Annotated in this window: 16 protein-coding genes; 5 read left to right on the top strand and 11 right to left on the bottom strand. The window is 72.5% G+C overall.

Going from position 1 to position 17,042, the window contains the following annotated elements:
- Positions 1–6: 6 nt before the first annotated feature.
- Positions 7–918: a helix-turn-helix domain-containing protein gene (locus OG698_RS33425; protein ID WP_406107440.1), complete on the bottom strand. Its 912-nt coding sequence runs from the start codon at positions 916–918 to the stop codon at positions 7–9.
- Between the two features lie 137 nt (positions 919–1,055).
- Here OG698_RS33425 and OG698_RS33420 point away from each other — a divergent pair, with 137 nt between their 5' ends.
- The 3 genes from OG698_RS33420 (at position 1,056) to OG698_RS33410 (ending at position 5,501) form a co-directional block, all read left to right on the top strand.
- Positions 1,056–2,801 (top strand): glycoside hydrolase family 35 protein, encoded by a 1,746-nt coding sequence (locus tag OG698_RS33420; protein ID WP_406111444.1) that lies wholly within the window; start codon positions 1,056–1,058, stop codon positions 2,799–2,801.
- Positions 2,802–3,080: 279 nt separating this feature from the next.
- The gene (locus OG698_RS33415) at positions 3,081–3,974 is read left to right on the top strand and encodes a hypothetical protein (RefSeq protein WP_406107438.1); all 894 of its coding nucleotides are present in this window, start codon (positions 3,081–3,083) and stop codon (positions 3,972–3,974) included.
- A 48-nt stretch (positions 3,975–4,022) separates the two neighbouring features.
- Positions 4,023–5,501 carry an ankyrin repeat domain-containing protein gene (locus OG698_RS33410; protein WP_406107437.1) on the top strand — a complete coding sequence of 493 codons (1,479 nt, stop codon included), beginning with the start codon at positions 4,023–4,025 and terminating at the stop codon, positions 5,499–5,501.
- Here the strand turns inward: OG698_RS33410 and OG698_RS33405 are convergent.
- From OG698_RS33405 to hsaA, 5 genes are all read right to left on the bottom strand, one after another.
- Entirely contained in the window at positions 5,461–7,128 is a 1,668-nt protein-coding gene (locus tag OG698_RS33405) for an FAD-dependent oxidoreductase (RefSeq protein WP_406107435.1), read from the bottom strand. The genes OG698_RS33410 and OG698_RS33405 overlap by 41 nt on opposite strands.
- Entirely contained in the window at positions 7,125–7,613 is a 489-nt protein-coding gene (locus OG698_RS33400) for a flavin reductase family protein (protein ID WP_406107433.1), read from the bottom strand. Before OG698_RS33400 ends, OG698_RS33405 begins: the two co-directional genes overlap by 4 nt.
- On the bottom strand, positions 7,601–8,497 hold the full coding sequence (locus OG698_RS33395; protein WP_266565414.1) for a VOC family protein: 897 nt from the start codon (positions 8,495–8,497) through the stop codon (positions 7,601–7,603). Before OG698_RS33395 ends, OG698_RS33400 begins: the two co-directional genes overlap by 13 nt.
- A gap of 83 nt (positions 8,498–8,580) precedes the next feature.
- Positions 8,581–9,468, bottom strand: coding sequence for a 4,5:9,10-diseco-3-hydroxy-5,9,17-trioxoandrosta-1(10),2-diene-4-oate hydrolase (gene hsaD, locus OG698_RS33390; protein ID WP_406107430.1), 888 nt, complete (start codon positions 9,466–9,468; stop codon positions 8,581–8,583).
- Positions 9,465–10,649, bottom strand: coding sequence for a 3-hydroxy-9,10-secoandrosta-1,3,5(10)-triene-9,17-dione monooxygenase oxygenase subunit (gene hsaA, locus OG698_RS33385; RefSeq protein WP_406107428.1), 1,185 nt, complete (start codon positions 10,647–10,649; stop codon positions 9,465–9,467). Before hsaA ends, hsaD begins: the two co-directional genes overlap by 4 nt.
- A gap of 252 nt (positions 10,650–10,901) precedes the next feature.
- Here hsaA and OG698_RS33380 point away from each other — a divergent pair, with 252 nt between their 5' ends.
- Entirely contained in the window at positions 10,902–11,609 is a 708-nt protein-coding gene (locus OG698_RS33380; RefSeq protein WP_406107426.1) for an HAD family hydrolase, read from the top strand.
- A gap of 185 nt (positions 11,610–11,794) precedes the next feature.
- Positions 11,795–12,664: an IclR family transcriptional regulator gene (locus tag OG698_RS33375; protein ID WP_406107423.1), complete on the top strand. Its 870-nt coding sequence runs from the start codon at positions 11,795–11,797 to the stop codon at positions 12,662–12,664.
- 48 nt (positions 12,665–12,712) lie between these two features.
- On the opposite strand, the gene OG698_RS33370 is transcribed toward OG698_RS33375, so the two are convergent.
- Genes OG698_RS33370 through OG698_RS33350 form a run of 5 tightly spaced genes read right to left on the bottom strand, consistent with a single transcriptional unit; the run spans position 12,713 to position 17,042 of the window.
- On the bottom strand, positions 12,713–13,699 hold the full coding sequence (locus OG698_RS33370) for a 2Fe-2S iron-sulfur cluster-binding protein (protein WP_406107421.1): 987 nt from the start codon (positions 13,697–13,699) through the stop codon (positions 12,713–12,715).
- Positions 13,692–13,919: a hypothetical protein gene (locus OG698_RS33365; RefSeq protein WP_406107420.1), complete on the bottom strand. Its 228-nt coding sequence runs from the start codon at positions 13,917–13,919 to the stop codon at positions 13,692–13,694. The genes OG698_RS33370 and OG698_RS33365 overlap by 8 nt, the downstream gene beginning before the upstream one ends.
- Positions 13,919–15,064, bottom strand: coding sequence for a Rieske 2Fe-2S domain-containing protein (locus OG698_RS33360; RefSeq protein WP_406107418.1), 1,146 nt, complete (start codon positions 15,062–15,064; stop codon positions 13,919–13,921). Before OG698_RS33360 ends, OG698_RS33365 begins: the two co-directional genes overlap by 1 nt.
- A gap of 17 nt (positions 15,065–15,081) precedes the next feature.
- Complete coding sequence (dmpG, locus tag OG698_RS33355; RefSeq protein ID WP_406107416.1) at positions 15,082–16,107, bottom strand: 4-hydroxy-2-oxovalerate aldolase; 1,026 nt, start codon at positions 16,105–16,107, stop codon at positions 15,082–15,084.
- A complete protein-coding gene (locus tag OG698_RS33350) occupies positions 16,104–17,042 on the bottom strand; it encodes an acetaldehyde dehydrogenase (acetylating) (protein WP_406107415.1) in 939 nt (312 codons plus the stop codon). Before OG698_RS33350 ends, dmpG begins: the two co-directional genes overlap by 4 nt.

Genomic DNA, 17,042 nt, shown 5'->3' with positions numbered 1-17,042 from the left:
GAAACCCTACGTGGCGCGCGGGCGCTCGATCGTGGGGCCCGGGGAGCGCAGCATCGGGGGGTCGTCGGGGTCGGGGACGGTGTTGGACCAGCCGCCGGGGACGGTGCGGCCCTGTTGTTCGCGGAAGCGGACGGGCGCGGTGCCGACGCGGCGGGTGAACAGGCGGGAGAAGTAGGCGGGGTCGTCGTAGCCGACGCGGCGGGCGACGGCGGCGACGGGGAGTTCGGTGGCGGCGAGGAGTTCCTTGGCGCGGCCGAGGCGGATGCCGAGGAGGTAGTCCTTGGGGCTGCATCCTGCGCCGCGGCGGACGGCGGTGCGCAGTTCGGCGGGGGTCATGCCGTGGCGGGCGGCGTGTTCGGCGACGGACAGGGGCTGGAAGGCGTCGCGGGCGAGGGACTGGAGGACGGGGTCGCCGTCGGGGGCCATGTCGGCGCGGGCGCGGCGCAGGGCGACGAGGAGTTCGTGGACGGCGGCGGCGGTCTCGACTTCGAGCAGGGGGTTGCCGCGGCGGGCGGCGCGGGCGATGCGGCCGACGGCGGTGCGGGCGTGGGCGGCGTCGGAGAGCGGGACGACGGGGCGTTCGGGCTCTATGTAGCCGAGTTCGGTGTACGTGGTGGTGGCGGGGCCGGTGAAGTCGACGAAGCACTCGTCCCAGCCGGTGTCGGGGTCGGGCCCGTAGTGGTGGGGGATGCCGGGGGTGACCCAGATGAGGGCGGGTGCGGTGACGGCGGTGCGGCGGCCGTCGGGGGCCTGGTACCAGCCGCGTCCGGCGGTGATGACGACGGCGACGTGGTGGTCGAGGGTGCGGGGGCCGACGGTGGGCAGGGCACCGTGCTGGAGGCCGACGCCGAGGCAGACGAGGCCGAGGCGGTGGTGGACCGGGCTGGGGGTGAAATACCGCATCCAGGTGTGGTACATCCGCTTCCGTCCCTTCCTGGGCGGGTGTGGTGCCGGTGGTGCGCGCGTTGCGTCCAAACAGGGCCGATCTTTGTCCATGGACCGTGCCGACCGCCAGAGGTGATCGTGGTGGGCAGTACGTGAGCGAGAGGGACATGATGGCCGGGTTCAGGGTGGGCGAGGACGACTTCGAGGTCGACGGGCGGCCGGTGCGGCTCCTGTCGGGGGCGCTGCACTACTTCCGGGTGCACGAGGAGCAGTGGGGGCACCGTCTCGCGATGCTGCGGGCGATGGGCCTGAACTGTGTGGAGACGTACGTCCCGTGGAATCTGCACGAGCCGCGCCCCGGCGAGCTGCGTGACGTGGGGGCTCTGGGCCGGTTCCTGGACGCGGTACGCGAGGCGGGGCTGTGGGCGATCGTGCGTCCGGGTCCCTATATCTGTGCCGAGTGGGAGAACGGCGGGCTGCCGCACTGGCTGACGGGTCCGCTGGGCTCGCGGGTGCGGACCAGGGACGGGGAGTTCCTGGCGGCGGTGGACAGCTGGTTCGCGGCGCTGCTCCCCCAGGTCGTGGAGCGGCAGTTCGGCCGGGGCGGCCCGGTGATCATGGTGCAGGTGGAGAACGAGTACGGCTCGTACGGCTCGGACCAGGTGTATCTGGCGCATCTCGCGGACGGTCTGCGCGGGCTCGGGGTGACGGTGCCGCTCTTCACGTCGGACGGTCCGGACGACCACATGCTGACGGGCGGGTCGGTGCCGGGTGTCCTCGCGACGGCGAACTTCGGGTCGAACGCGCGGGGCGGTTTCGAGACGCTGCGCCGGCACCGGCCCAAGGGTCCGCTGATGTGCATGGAGTTCTGGTGCGGCTGGTTCGACCACTGGGGCGCGGATCATGTCGTGCGGGACGCCGAGGACGCGGCGGCAGCTTTGCGGGAGATCCTTCAGTGCGGGGCGTCGGTCAATCTGTACATGGCGCACGGCGGGACGAGTTTCGGCGGCTGGGCGGGGGCGAACCGTGCGGGGCAGTTGCACGAGGGCCTGCTCCAGCCCGATGTGACGTCCTACGACTACGACGCGCCGGTCGACGAGCACGGGCGGCCGACGGAGAAGTTCTGGCGCTTCCGTGAGGTGTTCGCCGAGTACGCGGACGAGCCGCTTCGGGACGTGCCCGAGCAGCCGGCGGCGCTGGCCGCCGCGGTGACGGCGGAGCTGACCTCGTACGCGCCGCTGGACGCGGTCCTGGACGGGCTCGGTTCGGCGGAGGGTGAGTACGCGGTGCCGCCGACCTTCGAGGAGCTCGACGTGGACCGGGGGCTGGTCCGCTACAGCGTCGACGTGCCGGGGCCGCGCCGGGCGTATCCGCTGCGGGTGGCGGGGCTGCGGGACCGTGCCGTGGTGTACGTGGACGGGGTGCGGGCCGGGGTGCTCACGGAGGACGAGCCGGTCCTCGCGGAGCCCGTCGCCGGACCCGCGCGCATCGAGCTGTGGGTGGAGTCGCTGGGCCGGGTCAACTACGGGCCGCGCACGGGTGAGTCGAAGGGCATCACGGGCGGGGTGCTGCACGAGCGGCAGTATCTGCACGGGGTGCGGGCGCGGGCGCTGCGCCTGGACGCGTTCGACGACGCGGACGCGGTGCGGGGCCTGGCGCCGGTGGACGGGTCTCCGGGGGCGGCGGGGCTGTACCGCGGCACGTTCGAGGTGAGCGGCGCCGGGGATGCGGAGCTCGAACTGCCGGGCTGGACACGGGGGTTCGTGTGGGTGAACGGCTTCAACCTGGGACGCTACTGGTCGGTCGGCCCGCAGCACTCGCTGTACGTTCCCGGTCCCGTGCTGCGGGAGGGCCGCAACGAGGTGTGGGTGCTTGAGACGGAGGCGGCGGGCGAGCCGCGCGTGACGCTGTCCTAGCCGCCGGGCAGACGTACGGGGCCGGTTCCGGATCACGGAACCGGCCCCTCTTTACGCGCGACGGGGTGCGGGCCGCTCCGTGGGAGCGGCGGGCACGGTCCTCGCTGCGCTCATGGTGGGGCGCGTTGATCACGATGGTGCGTGCGGAGCGTGCGGGCCCATGGACAAAGGTGGGGAAGGTCTTGGACTAATCGCGCACGGTGGGCCTGCCGGGTCCCGCCGTACAGTGGAGTTCCGGTGTCCGGGCGGTGGTGCCCGGCGGCCCCAGGGGGTGCGGGCGTGGCGAACGGCGGACCGGTGGAGCACGGCTTTCCGCATCTGGAGACGGTGCGGGCGGCGGTGACCGCGCTGTACAAGCGGCTCTCGTACGACACCGTGCACACCTTCGAGACGAGTGTCGCCCCGGTCGACGTGGCGTTCTGCGACCAGGACGACCTGTATCTGGGAGCGCAGCGGGTGGCGCGTGAGCTGGTGCAGCACTACCGGCTGCCGGACGCACGGATGATCATCACTTTCCGCGAGATGACGCACGCGGCGAGTGTGGAACTGGCGGCGGGTCCGGAGTACTTCATCGAGCTGAACGACCGGTTCCGCACGCATCGGCGTGACATCGGGGCCGCGCTCGCCCATGAGGTCATGCACGTCTATCTGCACCGGCTCGGGCTCTCGTTCCCGGGGACGCGGGACAACGAGATCCTCACGGACACGGCGACCACCTATCTGGGGGCCGGCTGGCTGCTGCTCGACGCGTACCGGGAGGACGCGGCGTCGTCGCAGAAGCTCGGCTATCTCACGCCGGAGGAGTTCGGTTACGTCCTGGCCAAGCGGTCGCTGGCGTTCGGTGAGGCGCCGGAGACGTGGTTCACCAGCGCCCAGGCGTACACCGCGTACACGAAGGGGCTGGCGCGGGCGCGGGCCGACGAGCAGCGGCCGCCGCTGACGGCGGCCGGGTGGGCGGGGCGGCGGCGGTACGCGAAGGAACGGCGTGAGGCGCAGCAGCGGGGGCTGGGCGGGACGGTGTCCGGCGCTGCGTACGTGTTCTCGACGGAGGGGTCCGTGCTGCGGGTGACGTTTCCGTGTCCGACGTGTCATCAGCGGATCAGGGTGCCGGTGCGGGGCCGGGTGCGGGCGCGGTGCGCACTGTGCCACACCGCGATGGAGTGCGACACATAGCCTCAAAACGCTTTGCGTTCACCTCGGGTGAGGGGCGATGGTCGACATATGGACGAAGAGCAGAAGGCAGGCGCGAGCGGCCTGTTCGACGCGGTGTACGGCGGTGACGAGGACGCGGTGGTGCGGGCCCTGCGCGCGGGCGCCGCGGCGGACGAGCCGGACGACGAGGGCCGTACGGCGCTCTATCTGGCGTCGGTGAGCGACGAGCCGGGCATCGTACGGCTGCTTCTGTCGGCCGGGGCGGACCCGGACCGGATGAGCAGTGGCACGGATCTGCCGCTGTGCGGGGCGGCGTGCGGCGGGCACACGGAGGTCGTGCGGGCGCTGCTCGCGGCGGGCGCGCGGGTCGATCTGCGCGAGGAGTTCGGTTTCACGGCGATGGCGTGGGCGCTCCAGCGCGGGCACGAAGGGGTGGTGCGTGCGCTGCTCGACGGCGGCGCGGATCCCCAGCTGCCGGGTCCCGGCGGCGGGCTTCCGCTGGTCGCGGCGGCGAGGCGCGGGTCGACGGGGTGCGTGCGGGCGCTGCTCGAACACGGCGCGCAGGGGCGGACCGAGGCGCTCGCGGAGGCGCTGGCCTGGTGCGGTGCGGATGTGGCGGCGGTGCTGCGTGCCGGCCTTGAGCAACCGGAGAGCGAGGCGGTGACGCAGCAGTTCACAGAGGACGGCGGGGTGACCGTGGTCGTGGAGCTGCTGGACGAGGAGGGGCGGCCGCGTTCGGGGAACGACATGCAGACGGGGCACGCGGCGATCGCCACGCTCCTGGAGGCGGACTTGGGTGTCGTGACGTCGGCCGCCGAGCTTGCGGAGCGTGCGCTGCGTCGCGGTGACCCGGACGACGACGACTGGACCGAGGCCGCCTCGGTGCTCCAGGCGCGCGGCGACGAGGACACGTATCGGTCGGCGGCCGCGTGGTGCGCGAGCGATGAGGCGCCGCGGCGGGCCTTCGGGGCGGACGTGCTCGGGCAGTTGGGGCCGCGGGGCCGGTACACGGCCGGGTCGCTGCCTGTGCTGCGCGCCCTCGCCCGTACGGCCCTCGACACTGCGGGTCTGCGCTCGGCAGTCGTCGCGCTCGGCCATCTCGGGGACCCGGCCGCGCTGCCGGAAATCCTGCTCCACGCCGGGCATCCGGAGCCGCGGGTGCGACGCTCGGTGGCGCTCGCCCTGACGGGCCTGGTGCCCGCCGGTCACGACGAGGCCGTCGCGGCGCTGGTCGCGCTGACCCACGACGCGGACGGCGATGTGCGCAACTGGTCCGCGGCGGCGCTCGCCGCGGCACCTGCCGACACGGCCGAGGTACGCGACGCGCTGGCCGCACTCCTCGAAGACCCGGTCGCGGACGCCGCGGCGGAGGCGGCCCGCGGACTGGCGCTGCGCCACGATCCGCGGGCCGTCGAGGCGCTCGCGCGGATCCTCGCCTGTCAGGCGCCGGGCGGGTACGCGCACGACACGGCTCGGGACGCGATCCGCCACGTCCCGGACGCGCGGGTCAGAGCCCGTCTTGAGTGGACGTTCCCGCGATGTCGTTGACGGCGGCCCAGCTGAACGCCATGGCGGGCCCGATCGTCGCGCCAGGGCCCGGGTACGTCTCCCCCATGACGGCCGCCGAGCAGTTCCCGGAGGCGTAGAGCCCGGCGACGGGTGTCCCGTCCTCGCGCAGGACGCGGGCGTCTGAGTCGGTGACGAGGCCGCCCTTGGTGCCGATGTCACCGGGGTGGACGGGGACGGCGTAGAAGGGGCCCTTGTCGAGGGGGGCGAGGTTGGGGTTCGGGAGGGTCGGGTCGCCGTAGTAGCGGTCGTAGACGCTGTCGCCGCGCGCGAAGTCCCCGTCCTTTCCGGTGGCGGCGAAGCCGTTGAACCTCCTTATGGCAGACGGCAGTTGGGGCGCTTCGATGATCCGGGCGAGTTCCTCCACGGTGGCGGCCTGCTTCAGGAAGCCGTTCTCGCGCCACCGCTTCGGGAAGGCCTGGCCGGGGAAGAGGCCCGCGAAGATGTAGCGGGCCTTGGAGCGGGCGTCGAGGATCAGCCAGGACGGGACAGTCGTCGCGTCGGGGCGGTCGACGGCATACATGCGGTCCACGAACTCGTGGTACGGCGCCGCCTCGTTGGCGTACCGCTCCCCCGCCGCGTTCACGATCACCATGCCGGGAATGCCCCGGTCGGCGACGAGGAAGAACGGCTTCTCGCCGGGCGGGCACAGGGAGGGGGCGCCCCACACCTTGTCGAGGAGGTCGGTGGCGGCGCCGAGTTCCTCGCCCAGGCGCAGGGCGTCGCCGACCTGGCCCTCGGAGGCATGGGTCCACGCCGTGGACGTGGGCTGCGGCAAGTACTTCTCGCGCAGCGCCTGGTCGTGGGAGAAGCCGCCGGAGGCGAGGACGACGCCGCCGCGCGCCCGTACGACGTGTTCGGTCCCGTCACGCAGGACGCGGACGCCGGTGACGCGGTCGCCCTCCACGACGAGGCCGGTCAGCGGCGCGGACAGCCACAGGTCACCGCCGAGCCGCTCCAGACAGAGCCGCATCCTGGCTATCAGCGCCTCACCGAGCGAGAGCAGCTTGCGCCCGCGCAGCGCCGCGCCCACGGCCCGCGCCCCCACCCGCAGCGACCTGCGCCTGCCGGCCCAGGTGCGGGCGACCATGTTGAGGAAGCGGAAGTCGTACGACGTCATGGTCAGCCCGTACGTGGGCAGCCCGGCCCTGCGCAGGTCCCGGGCGAGCGGGCCGAGTTCCTTGAGGTCGACGACGCACGGCTCGGCCGAGCGGCCCTGCGCCATGCCGCCGAGCGCCTCCGGGAAGTAGTCGGAATAGCCGGGTGTGTACATGAAGCGGACGGCGGTGCGGTCGTGGAACTCGCGCACCATGCGGGGCCCGTGCCGCAGATAGGCGTCCTTGCGGTCGCCCGGCACGCGGTCGCCGACGGTCGCGTCGAGGTAGGCGCGGGCCTTCTCGTACGTGTCGCCGAGGCCGGCCGCGTCGAGGTGGAAGTTGCCCGGTACCCAGATCGCGCCGCCGGACAGGGCGGTGGATCCGCCGTACCGGTCGGTCTTCTCGACGATCAGGGCGGTCAGGCCGCGCAGGCGGGCGGTGATCGCGGCGGCGAACCCGGCGGCGCCGGACCCGACGACCACCACGTCGAAACCGATCTCGGCGTCACTCATGCGAACTCCCCGGTGGCGTAGGCGCTGCGGAAGTAGAGAAGGGGGTTGCCGCCCTCGCGTGCGGTCACGGCGAGGACCCGGGCGGTGACGATCCAGTGGTCGCCGGCCTCGTGGACGGCGTACAGCTCGCAGTCGACGGTGGCGAGGGCGCCCGCGACGCGGACCGCGCCGCCTTCGATCGGCTCCCACTGCACGTCGCGGAACTTGTCGGGGCCGCTGCGGCCGACGGCGGCGCACACGGCGCGCTGGCCGTCGGCGAGGATCGAGACGCCGAACCGGCCCGCGCGCCGCACCTTGGGCCAGCTCGTCGAGGACTTGGCGACGCACAGCAGCACGAGCGGCGGTTCGAGGGAGAGTGAGGCGAAGGACTGGCAGGCCAGGCCCACCGGTTCGCCGGTGTCCTCGTCGAGGGCGGCGACGACCGTGACGCCGGACGCGAAGTGGCCCAGGACGTCACGGAACGCGTCCGGGGTCAGCCGTTCCACCGGTGGCCCCAGAAGCTGTCGGAGGTGATCTCCTTCGTCACCCAGGTCGCTTTGTCGACGATGAGACCGTCCCAGCCGTACTCGACCTGGAAGCCGCCGGGAGCCTGCGCGTAGAACGACACCATGTGGTCGTTGGAGTGCCGGCCGAGGGTGGAGGCGATCGGGATGCCCGCCGCGTTCATGCGGTCGAGGCAGAAGCCGACGTCGTCGAGGCGCTCCAGCTCGACCATGAAGTGCACGATGCCGGGCGGGAGTTCGCCCGGGTACAGGCCGAGGCTGTGGTGGCGGGCGTTGGGGCTGAGGAAGTTCATCCAGTAGAAGTCCTGGCCCGGCTTCCCCGTGGGCACGGCGACGGGCGGCAGCTTCATCCGGTCGCGGAGCTGGAAGCCGAGGAGGTTCTCGTAGAAGTCGAGGGTGGCTTCCATGTCGGGGGCGGGCATGACGACGTGGCCGAGGCCGAGGTGGTCGCCGGTGACGAAGCGGTTGCCGTACGGCGCGGCGAGCGGGGTGTGGTCCTGGGCCTGGCCCCAGTAGATCTCCAGGGGGTTGCCGGCCGGGTCCTCGCAGTGGATGAGGCCCTGGACACGGCGGTCGGCGAGGGTGGCGTCGTCGGCGTGCTTGACGGCGACGCCGGCCGCTTCGAGTTCGGCGGCGGCCTCGGCGAGCGCTCGCGCGTTCGCGACCTCGAAACCGGCGGACAGGAGTCGGTCGTGTTCGCCCGCCACGAAGGACAGGCGGCGGATGCGGTCGTCGATCCGGGCGTGCAGGACGGTGTCCGTAGAATCCGCGCCCTCGGTCATCCCAAGAATGTCGATGACGTAGGTGCGCCACTCGGCGAGCTTCGCGGTCTCGATGCGGAGAAAGCCCAGAGAGCGGATGTCCATGGCTGCGGGCCTTTCGGGGGCTGGTGACTGGTGGCTTGGCTGGTGAGCTGGTGACCTGTGGCCGGTGGAGCAGCGGCTGATGGCTAGTTGCGGAAGAAGTCGACGGCGAGGCGGTTGAACTCGTCGAACTGCTCGGTCTGCGCCCAGTGGCCGCAGTGCGGGAAGACGTGCAGGCGCGCGTCCGGGATGGTCTTGAGGGCGACCAGGGCGCCGTCGAGCGGGTTGACGCGGTCCTCGCGGCCCCAGGTGAGGAGGGTCGGCGCGGTGATGCGGTGGGCCTCGCGCCACAGCAACGCGCTGGCGGGCCACTTGGCGAAGGACGCGGCCATGCGGTCGTTGCCGAGCTTGGACTCGGGGTCGATGGCCTGCGCGTAGCGCTCCTCGACGAACGCGTCGGTGACGATCGAGGCGTCGTACGCGAGGGTGGTGAGGAAGTCGCGCATCATGGCGCGGGTCGGCTCGCCCGAGCCGTTGAACGCGAAGAGCTTCTTGATGCCCTCGGTCGGGTCGGGCGCGAACAGGTTGACGGAGATGCCGCCCGGGCCCATCAGGAGGAGCTTGCCGACCTTGTCCGGGTGGTCGAGGGCCATCCGGGTCGCGGTGCCGCCACCGAGGGAGTTCCCGACGAAGTGCGCCTGAGGGATGGCCAGTTCATCCATGAGGGCGGCCACCGCGTCGGCGGCGTAGGAGAAGAAGTCCTTGGTGAGCTCGGGCTTGTCGGAGGCGCCGTAGCAGGGCTGGTCGATCAGGAGGGTACGGAAGTGCTCGGCGAACACGGGCAGGTTGCGGCCGAAATTGGACCAGCCGGAGGCGCCGGGGCCGCCGCCGTGCAGCATGATCACGACGGGGGTGTCCGGGGAGCCCGGGCCCGCCTCGTGGCAGTGGAGGGTGAGACCTGCGGCACCTGTCTTGACGGTCCGTGAAGTCCCTTCGTACGTCAGGGGGTTCGCAGCTTCTGCAGTCCTGTTCACAGCATCGTGTCCTGGATGTCGAGGCCGAGGGCGCTCTGGCCGGAGAGGACGAGGGCGCGCTCGGGGTCGTTGGCGGCGTGGCCGCGGCCGGTGTGGACGTCGCGCCAGGCGCGCTGGACCGGGTGGGGGCCGGTGCGCATGGCGCCGCCGCCCGCGTTCTCCATGAGCAGGTCGACGGCGGCTACGGCTCGTTCGGTGGCGAGGACCTGGTCGCGGCGGGCGCGGGCGCGCAGCGGCATGGGGAGTTCGTCGCCGCGTTCGGCGCAGGCGTACAACTCGTCGATGTTGCGCTGGAGTTGAAGTCCCGCGGCGTCGATGTCGGAGGCGGCCCGGGCGATGCGGACCTGCGCGAAGGGGTCCTCGGCGACCTGCTGGCCGTAGGAGACGCGGAAGCGCTTGCGGGTGGCCTCCACGTACGCGTCGAGGGCGCCCTCGGCGATACCGACGATGGGGGTGGAGATGGTGGTGGTGAAGACGGCGGCGTACGGGAGGCGGTAGAGCGGCTCCGGGTTGACCTCGTGGCCCGGCACGTTCAGGGCCGTGACCGGGCCGAAGCTGAGGGCGCGGTGCTCGGGCACGAACACGTCCTCGCACACGACGTTGTTGGAGCCGGTGCCGCGCAGGCCGACGGTGTCCCACACGTCGTCGATGCGGTACTCGGCGCGCGGCACGAGGAACGTCCGCATGTCGACGGGCCGGCCGTCCGCGTCCAGGACGAGGCCGCCGAGCAGCGCCCAGTCCGCGTGGTCGCAGCCGGAGGAGAAGCTCCAGGAGCCGCTGATGCGGAAGCCGCCCTCGACGGGGGTGACCTTGCCGGTCGGCGCGTACGAGGAGCAGATCCGGGTCGACGGGTCGGCGCCCCACACCTCTTCCTGGGCGCGAGGGTCGTAGAGCGCGACATGCCAGGGGTGCACGCCGACGACGGACGCGACCCAGCCGGTGGAGCCGCAGGCCCGGGCGATCTCGCGGACGGCGGCGTAGAAGACCGCGGGGTCGGCGGCGAATCCGCCGTAGGCCCGGGGCTGGAGGAGCCGGAAGAAGCCGGTCTGCTCAAGGTCCTTGATCGAGGTGTCGGGCACCTTGCGCAGCGCCTCCGCCTCGGCGGCGCGTTCGCGCAGCGCCGGCGCGAGGGCGCGGACCGCTTCGAGTACGGCGGCTGCGGTGGCCGGGGATTCGCTCATGCGGGGGCCCTCTCCTGGGTGCGGGTTCGAGTGGCTGGACCGTACGCCCGCCTCCCGCGGGCCGAGAACGGGTGGTTCCCGCTGAGCGGGAACCACGGCGGGTTCCCCTGCTGTCGCCCGTGGGCTGCGTGGATGGCGCGCTCCGTTCACCGGCCTGTCATGCCGGGCGACCGTAATGAGAGGGTCGGCCTTTCCCGTCGGCCTTTCCCGTCGGCTTTCACGTCGGCCTGTCCCTTCGGCTTCTGGAGCACTGTGAACACCCCTCGCGCCCACGCCGGCGCGCCCACCCGCGCGCTGCCCGTCGAACCCTCCGCCCTCCAGGCGGTGCTCTTCGACATGGACGGCACGCTCGTCGACACCGAGGACATGTGGCTCGAGGTCGTCGAGGCCGTGTCCGTGCGCCACGGCCGCCCCCTGGACGAGGAGGGCCGCGCCGCGGTGCTCGGACGCTCGGTCGAGGACGCGGCGGACCTTCTGTACGAGTCCCTGGGCGCGCCCCGCGAGGGCCTCGCGGACGAACTGGGCAGGGACTTCACCGCCCGGATCGCCGAGGGCGCGCCGCCGAGGCCGGGCGCCCTCGGGCTGCTCGCCGCACTGCGCGCGGCGGAGGTCCCGACCGCCCTGGTGTCGGCGTCGCCGCGCGCGGTGGTGCGCCGGATCGCCGAGTCCCTCGACGGGCATGTCTTCGACGCGGTGTACGGGGCCGAGGACACACCGCGCACGAAGCCGGCGCCGGACCCGTATCTCGCGGCGGCGGCGACCCTCGGCGCGGATCCCGCGCGGTGCGTCGCGGTGGAGGACACCCCGACGGGGGTGGCCTCGGCGGAGGCGGCCGGGTGCGCGGTCCTCGCGGTCCCGTCGGTGCGGCCGATCGCCCCGGCCCCCGGCCGCACGGTCGTCGCCGATCTCACGGGGGCCGATGTGGAGCTGCTGCGGTCGCTCGTGGCGGGGACGGCGTAACGGCGACAGGCGTACCTCTGCGCACGCCCAGAGGTACTTCCAGAGGCGCACCCAGAGGTATGCCGAACCGAAATACATAGCTCCCGGCTCTTCCCCTGGGTCGCGGGCGCATGGCAAGGTCGGCGCGAGGTCGTCAACGCGCCCGCAATGTCGCGGATGCGCCCTGTTGTCCTGGGGGTTCAGCCATGCCCGAGCAGACCGGGTTCGTCGAGGGCTCCGCGCCCTCGCTCCTGGAGAAGGCCGCGAAGGTGCTCGGCGCCTTCGACGGCGCGCAGCCGCGCCTCTCCCTCACCGAGGTGATCCGGCGCTCCGGAATCCCCCGGTCCTCCGCCCACCGCATCCTCGACCAGCTGGTACGGCTCGGCTGGCTCGACCGCGAGGGCCGGGACTACCGGATGGGCATGGGAATGCTCGAACTGGGCGCGCTCGCCGCCCACCACAACCGGCTGCGCCGGACGGCGCTCCCCCGGCTGCACGCGCTGCACGAGTCGACAGGGCACCTGGTGCACCTGTACGTCCTCGACGGCGCCGAAGTGGTCTGCCTGGAGCGGATCGGCGGCCTGCACGACACGTCGGTGCCCTCCCGGGTCGGCGGCCGCATGCCCGCGTACTGCACGGCCGCCGGCAAGGCGGTCCTCGCGTTCAGCGATCCGGCCACCGTCGAGGCCGTCCTCGCGCACGGCCTGCGCCCCCGCACGCCGCACACCCTCACGCATCCGACCGCGCTGCGCTCCGCGCTCGCCGCGGCCCGCGACCGGGGCGTCGCCTTCGACCACGAGGAGAGCCACCGCGACGTCGTCTGCGTCGCGGCCCCGCTGCGCGGCGCGGGCCGGGCCGTCGCCGCGATCTCCCTGTCCGGCAAGGGGCTGACGGCCCAGCGCGACCTGGAACGCCTCGCGCCCGCCGTGCTCGCCTGCGCCCGCACGGTCTGGCGCGACCTGTACGGGCCCGGGCGCGCGACCCGCTCGGCGCCGCCCCCGAGCTGCGCGCCGGGCGTCTCCGAGCAGGCGATGGACAACATGATGGGGTGGCTGCGGACGAGCGAGTGGATGTAGGCCCGGCTCTGCGGTCCCGGCCCGCCGTACTCGCGCGGGCCGGGCACCTCAGGAGTACGTGACCCCCACCGCGTCCGACACCGGCAGCGCCTGGCACGCGAGGACGTACCCCTCGTCGAGATCCCGCTGGTCGAGGATCTCGTTGCGCGCCATCGCGACCTCCCCCTTGGTGACCCGGCAGCAGCACGCGCTGCACGCGCCCTCGCGGCACGAGAAGGGGGCGTCGACGCCGGCGGCGAGCAGGGCGTCGAGCAGGGGCGTCCCGGCGGGCCACGCCACTTCCCGCTCCTCGCCGTCGAGTTCCACGTGCAGCCGGTGGCCGTCACCGGCCGGTTCGACCGGGTCCGCTCGCTCGGCGAACGCGTCGTCGCCGAGCGAGAAGTACCGCTCCCTGCGCACGGACCGCCCGCCCACCGCCCGTAGCGCCTGCTCGGCCGCGTCCATCAGGGGCGCGGGCCCGCACAGATAGGCGTCGCGGCCCGCGTACGGGGCGAGGGGTGCGCGCAGGGCGGCAGCCGTGGGCAGGCCCTGGAGGGTTTCCAGCCAGTGCACGACGGTGAGCCGGCCCGCGAACTCGACTCCCAGGAGCCGGAGTTCCTCGCGGAAGATGACCGACTCCTCGTCGCGGTTGGCGTACAGGAGGGCGACCCGGCCGCGGCCCGCGGCGAGGGCCGACTTGGCGATGGAGACGACGGGCGTGATGCCGCTGCCGCCCGCCACGAGCAGCAGGTCCCCGTCGAGGTCGGGCGGCGTGAACGTGCCGGCGGGCGGCAGGACCTCCAGCTCGTCGCCGGGTGCGACACGTTCGCACATCCAGCCCGACCCGACTCCCCCGGCGACCCTCTTCACCGTCACCTTCATGGGCTCGCCGGTGTGCGGGGAGCTGGCCAGCGAGTAGCAGCGGGCCCCGCCACCCGGCAGTCGTACGGTCATGAACTGGCCCGGCTTGTACGGGAGTTGCGCGTCCAGGACGAGGGAGACCGCGTCGGCCGTCTCCTGTATCACCTCGGCGACCCGGACCCTCACGCTAGGCATCCGCGACCTCCAGGAGCCCGCTCGCGACCGCCACGTCGATGCTCGCCCGCAGCGGCGCGCAGCCCCGTACACGCGCGCTCAGCTCGCCGGCCGCGACGCGCTCCTCGATGATCGGGCAGACCGCGGCCGCCTCCCCGGTCCACTGGATCTGCGTGTGGGCGGCGCTGAACTTCTCGCACAGCACCTCGTTTCCGCAGGCCGCACACCGCACGGGCCGCATCAGTCGGCCTCCCGCCGGGCGAGGTTCTGCTCGACCTCCGCGCGCCAGGCGGCGGTCGCGCGCTCGGTGTCGATCTCGAACTCGAAGCGCCGCACCATCTCGTCCTTGACGTCGCCGGCATCCACGTAGAACTGCTCGTACCAGCGCCGCAGTTGATAGACGGGTCCGTCCTCCTCGGTGAGGAGGGGATTGTCGATACGGGTCTTGTTCCGCCAGATCTCGACGTCCTGCTCGAAGCCGACCGCGAGCCCCTCGGAGGTGAGCCGGGCGGCGTCGGCGGCCTGCTCGTCAGTCATGCCGGGCAGCTTCCTGACGATCGCGCCGTACATGAGCATGAAGCTGTTCTCGTCGATCGGGTAATGGCAGTTGATGAGGACGGACTCCATCTCGGCGCCTCCCCCGACATCGCTCCACAGCTTGTCGATCATGTACGAGGGGCCGAAGTACGAGGCGTCGGAGCGCAGGCCGCCGCCGGTGGACAGCGTGCCGAGCTCGACGTCGCCGCGCGGCGTGGACTCCATGTACTGGGTGGCGACATGGCCGTCGAAGATGTTCTTGAAGTAGTTCGGGAACGCGTAGTGGACGTAGAAGAAGTGCGCCATGTCGACGACGTTGTCCACGATCTCGCGGCAGTTGGAGTTCTCGACTCGCAGGGCGCTCCAGGACCAGTCGGACCACTCGGGGCTGCCGAAGCCCTCGATCTCCGGGATGGTGACGCCGGGCGGGGGCTCGTTGGCCTCGGGGTCGTGCCAGACGTAGAGCTGGCCGTTGCGTTCGAGGGTGGTCCAGGCGCGGGTCCTGGCGCGCGGCGGGACGCGTCGCGCGTACGGGATGCCGGCGCAGCGCCCGTCGCCCGCCCAGCGCCAGTCGTGGAACGGGCAGGCGAGGGCGTCGCCCTTGACGGTGCCGTGGGCGAGGTTGCCGCCCATGTGGGGGCAGTACGCGTTGAGGACGTGCAGGCCGTCGGGAACTCCCGCCGCGGGCTCCCCCCGGAAGACGACGAGCTTCGTGCCGAACGCCTCGATCTCGTGCGGGCCGCCCTCGCGGAAGGCGGTGGCCAGGCCCAGGCAGTGCCAGCCGCGGGCGTAACGGGCCGGCGGCGCGGCGGCCTCGATGACGCGGACCTCTTGCTGCTGTGCGGTCATGTCGCGTGTCCTGCCCTTCAGTCGCGTGCCGCGAGTTCGACGGCGATGTCGATGAGCTGGTCCTCCTGGCCGCCGACGAGGCGGCGTTCCCCGGCGCGCAGCAGGATCTCGGCGCCGGAGACGCCGTAGCGCTCCGCCTGCCGGTAGGCGTGCTTGAGGAAGCTGGAGTAGACGCCGGCGTGCCCCATCAGGAGGGACATCCGGTCGAGCAGGCACTCGTCGTCCATGACGGGCCGCACGACGTCCTCGGCCACGTCGATGATCTTCAGTACGTCGATGCCGGTGCGGAGGCCCATCTTGTGGCAGACGGCGGCGAACGCCTCGACGGGCGTGTTGCCCGCGCCCGCGCCGAGCCGCCGCGTCGAGCCGTCGATCTGCAGCGCTCCGGCGCGCACGGCGGCCACGGAATTGCCCACGCCCAGGCCGAGGTTCTCGTGCCCGTGGAAGCCGACCTGCGCGTCGTCGCCCAGTTCGGCGACGAGCGCGGACACCCGGTCGGTGACGTCGTCCATGACCATGGCGCCGGCCGAGTCGACGACGTACACGCACTGGCAGCCGGCGTCGGCCATGATCCTGGCCTGGGCGGCGAGGCGCTCCGGGGTCGTGGAGTGCGCCATCATCAGGAATCCGACGGTCTCCAGGCCCATCTCCCGCGCGAGGCCGAAGTGCTGGACGGAGATGTCGGCCTCCGTGCAGTGCGTCGCGATGCGGCACACGCTCGCGCCGTTCGCGTGCGCGGCCCTGATGTCGTCCGTCACGCCGAGGCCGGGCAGCATCAGGAACGCGATGCGCGCCTTCCGCGCCGTGTCGACGGCGGCCTTGATGAGCTCCTGCTCGGGCGTCTTCGAGAATCCGTAGTTGAAGGACGAGCCGCCCAGGCCGTCGCCGTGCGTGACCTCGATGACGGGGACGCCCGCGCCGTCGAGGGCGCCGACGACGCTGCGCACGTCGTCGGCGGTGAACTGGTGCCGCTTCGCGTGCGAACCGTCGCGCAGCGAGGAGTCGGTGACGCGGATGTCGAGCGTCTCTGAGTACGGCTTCACTTGCTGATCCCCTTTGCGAGCTCCTCGCCGACCTTCGTCGCGGCGGCGGTCATGATGTCGAGGTTTCCTGCGTACGGCGGCAGGAAGTCACCCGCGCCCTCCACCTCCAGGAAGATCGCGACGCGCGCCATCCCGCCGTTCATGGGATCGGGGTATCCCCTGCTCGAGCGAAGCCGAGAGCTTGGGGAAGGGTCGTCGAACTGTGGTTCCGTGCGCAGCCGGTAGCCGGGTACGTACGTCGCCACGCTCTCGGCGATCTCCTTCACGGAGAGGGTGATGGCGTCCCGGTCGGCGTCCTCGGGGATGGCGCAGAAGACGGTGTCGCGCATGATGACGGGTGGCTCGGCCGGGTTGAGGATGATGATCGCCTTGCCGCGCGCGGCGCCGCCGATCTCCTCGATGCCGCGGGACGTCGTACGGGTGAACTCGTCGATGTTCGCGCGGGTGCCGGGCCCCGCGGACACCGAGCCGACGGACGCCACGATCTCCGCGTACGCGACGGGGACGACGCGTGAGACCGCGTACACCATGGGGATGGTGGCCTGGCCGCCGCAGGTGATCATGTTGATGTTGGGCGCGTCGAGATGCGCGGTGAGGTTCGCGGGCGGGACCACGGCGGGGCCGACGGCGGCCGGGGTCAGGTCGATGGCCCTGATGCCGAGTTCGGCGTAGCGGGGGGCGTTGGCGCGGTGGACGTAGGCGCTCGTCGCCTCGAAGACGAGGTCGGGCCGCTCGTCCTGGGCGAGCAGCTGCCCGACGCCCTCGTGGCTCGCCTCGACCCCCAGCTTCCGCGCCCGCGCGAGGCCCGCGCTGTCGGGATCGACGCCGATCATCCAGCGCGGCTCGATGTACGGGGAGCGGTGGAGCTTGTGGAGCAGGTCGGTGCCGATGTTCCCGGAGCCGACGATCGCGGCGGTGGCCTTCTTCGCAGTCAT

The sequence above is a fragment of the Streptomyces sp. NBC_01003 genome (assembly GCF_045162695.1).
In the GTDB taxonomy this organism is placed as follows: Bacteria; Actinomycetota; Actinomycetes; order Streptomycetales; family Streptomycetaceae; genus Streptomyces.
The sequence above is the reverse complement of the archived record's forward strand: the minus strand, read 5'-3'. Positions and strand labels throughout refer to the sequence as shown.

Excerpts from the sequence above, each read along its gene's own strand:
- OG698_RS33350 (WP_406107415.1), bottom strand. The coding sequence starts at position 17,042 with ATGACTGCGAAGAAGGCCACCGCCGCGATCGTCGGCTCCGGGAACATC.
- OG698_RS33395 (WP_266565414.1), bottom strand. The coding sequence starts at position 8,497 with ATGGACATCCGCTCTCTGGGCTTTCTCCGCATCGAGACCGCGAAGCTC.
- OG698_RS33405 (WP_406107435.1), bottom strand. The coding sequence starts at position 7,128 with ATGAGTGACGCCGAGATCGGTTTCGACGTGGTGGTCGTCGGGTCCGGC.
- OG698_RS33360 (WP_406107418.1), bottom strand. The coding sequence starts at position 15,064 with ATGACCGCACAGCAGCAAGAGGTCCGCGTCATCGAGGCCGCCGCGCCG.
- OG698_RS33370 (WP_406107421.1), bottom strand. The coding sequence starts at position 13,699 with ATGCCTAGCGTGAGGGTCCGGGTCGCCGAGGTGATACAGGAGACGGCC.
- OG698_RS33425 (WP_406107440.1), bottom strand. The coding sequence starts at position 918 with ATGTACCACACCTGGATGCGGTATTTCACCCCCAGCCCGGTCCACCAC.
- hsaA (WP_406107428.1), bottom strand. The coding sequence starts at position 10,649 with ATGAGCGAATCCCCGGCCACCGCAGCCGCCGTACTCGAAGCGGTCCGC.
- OG698_RS33365 (WP_406107420.1), bottom strand. The coding sequence starts at position 13,919 with ATGCGGCCCGTGCGGTGTGCGGCCTGCGGAAACGAGGTGCTGTGCGAG.
- OG698_RS33420 (WP_406111444.1), top strand. The coding sequence starts at position 1,056 with ATGGCCGGGTTCAGGGTGGGCGAGGACGACTTCGAGGTCGACGGGCGG.
- OG698_RS33375 (WP_406107423.1), top strand. The coding sequence starts at position 11,795 with ATGCCCGAGCAGACCGGGTTCGTCGAGGGCTCCGCGCCCTCGCTCCTG.
- OG698_RS33410 (WP_406107437.1), top strand. The coding sequence starts at position 4,023 with ATGGACGAAGAGCAGAAGGCAGGCGCGAGCGGCCTGTTCGACGCGGTG.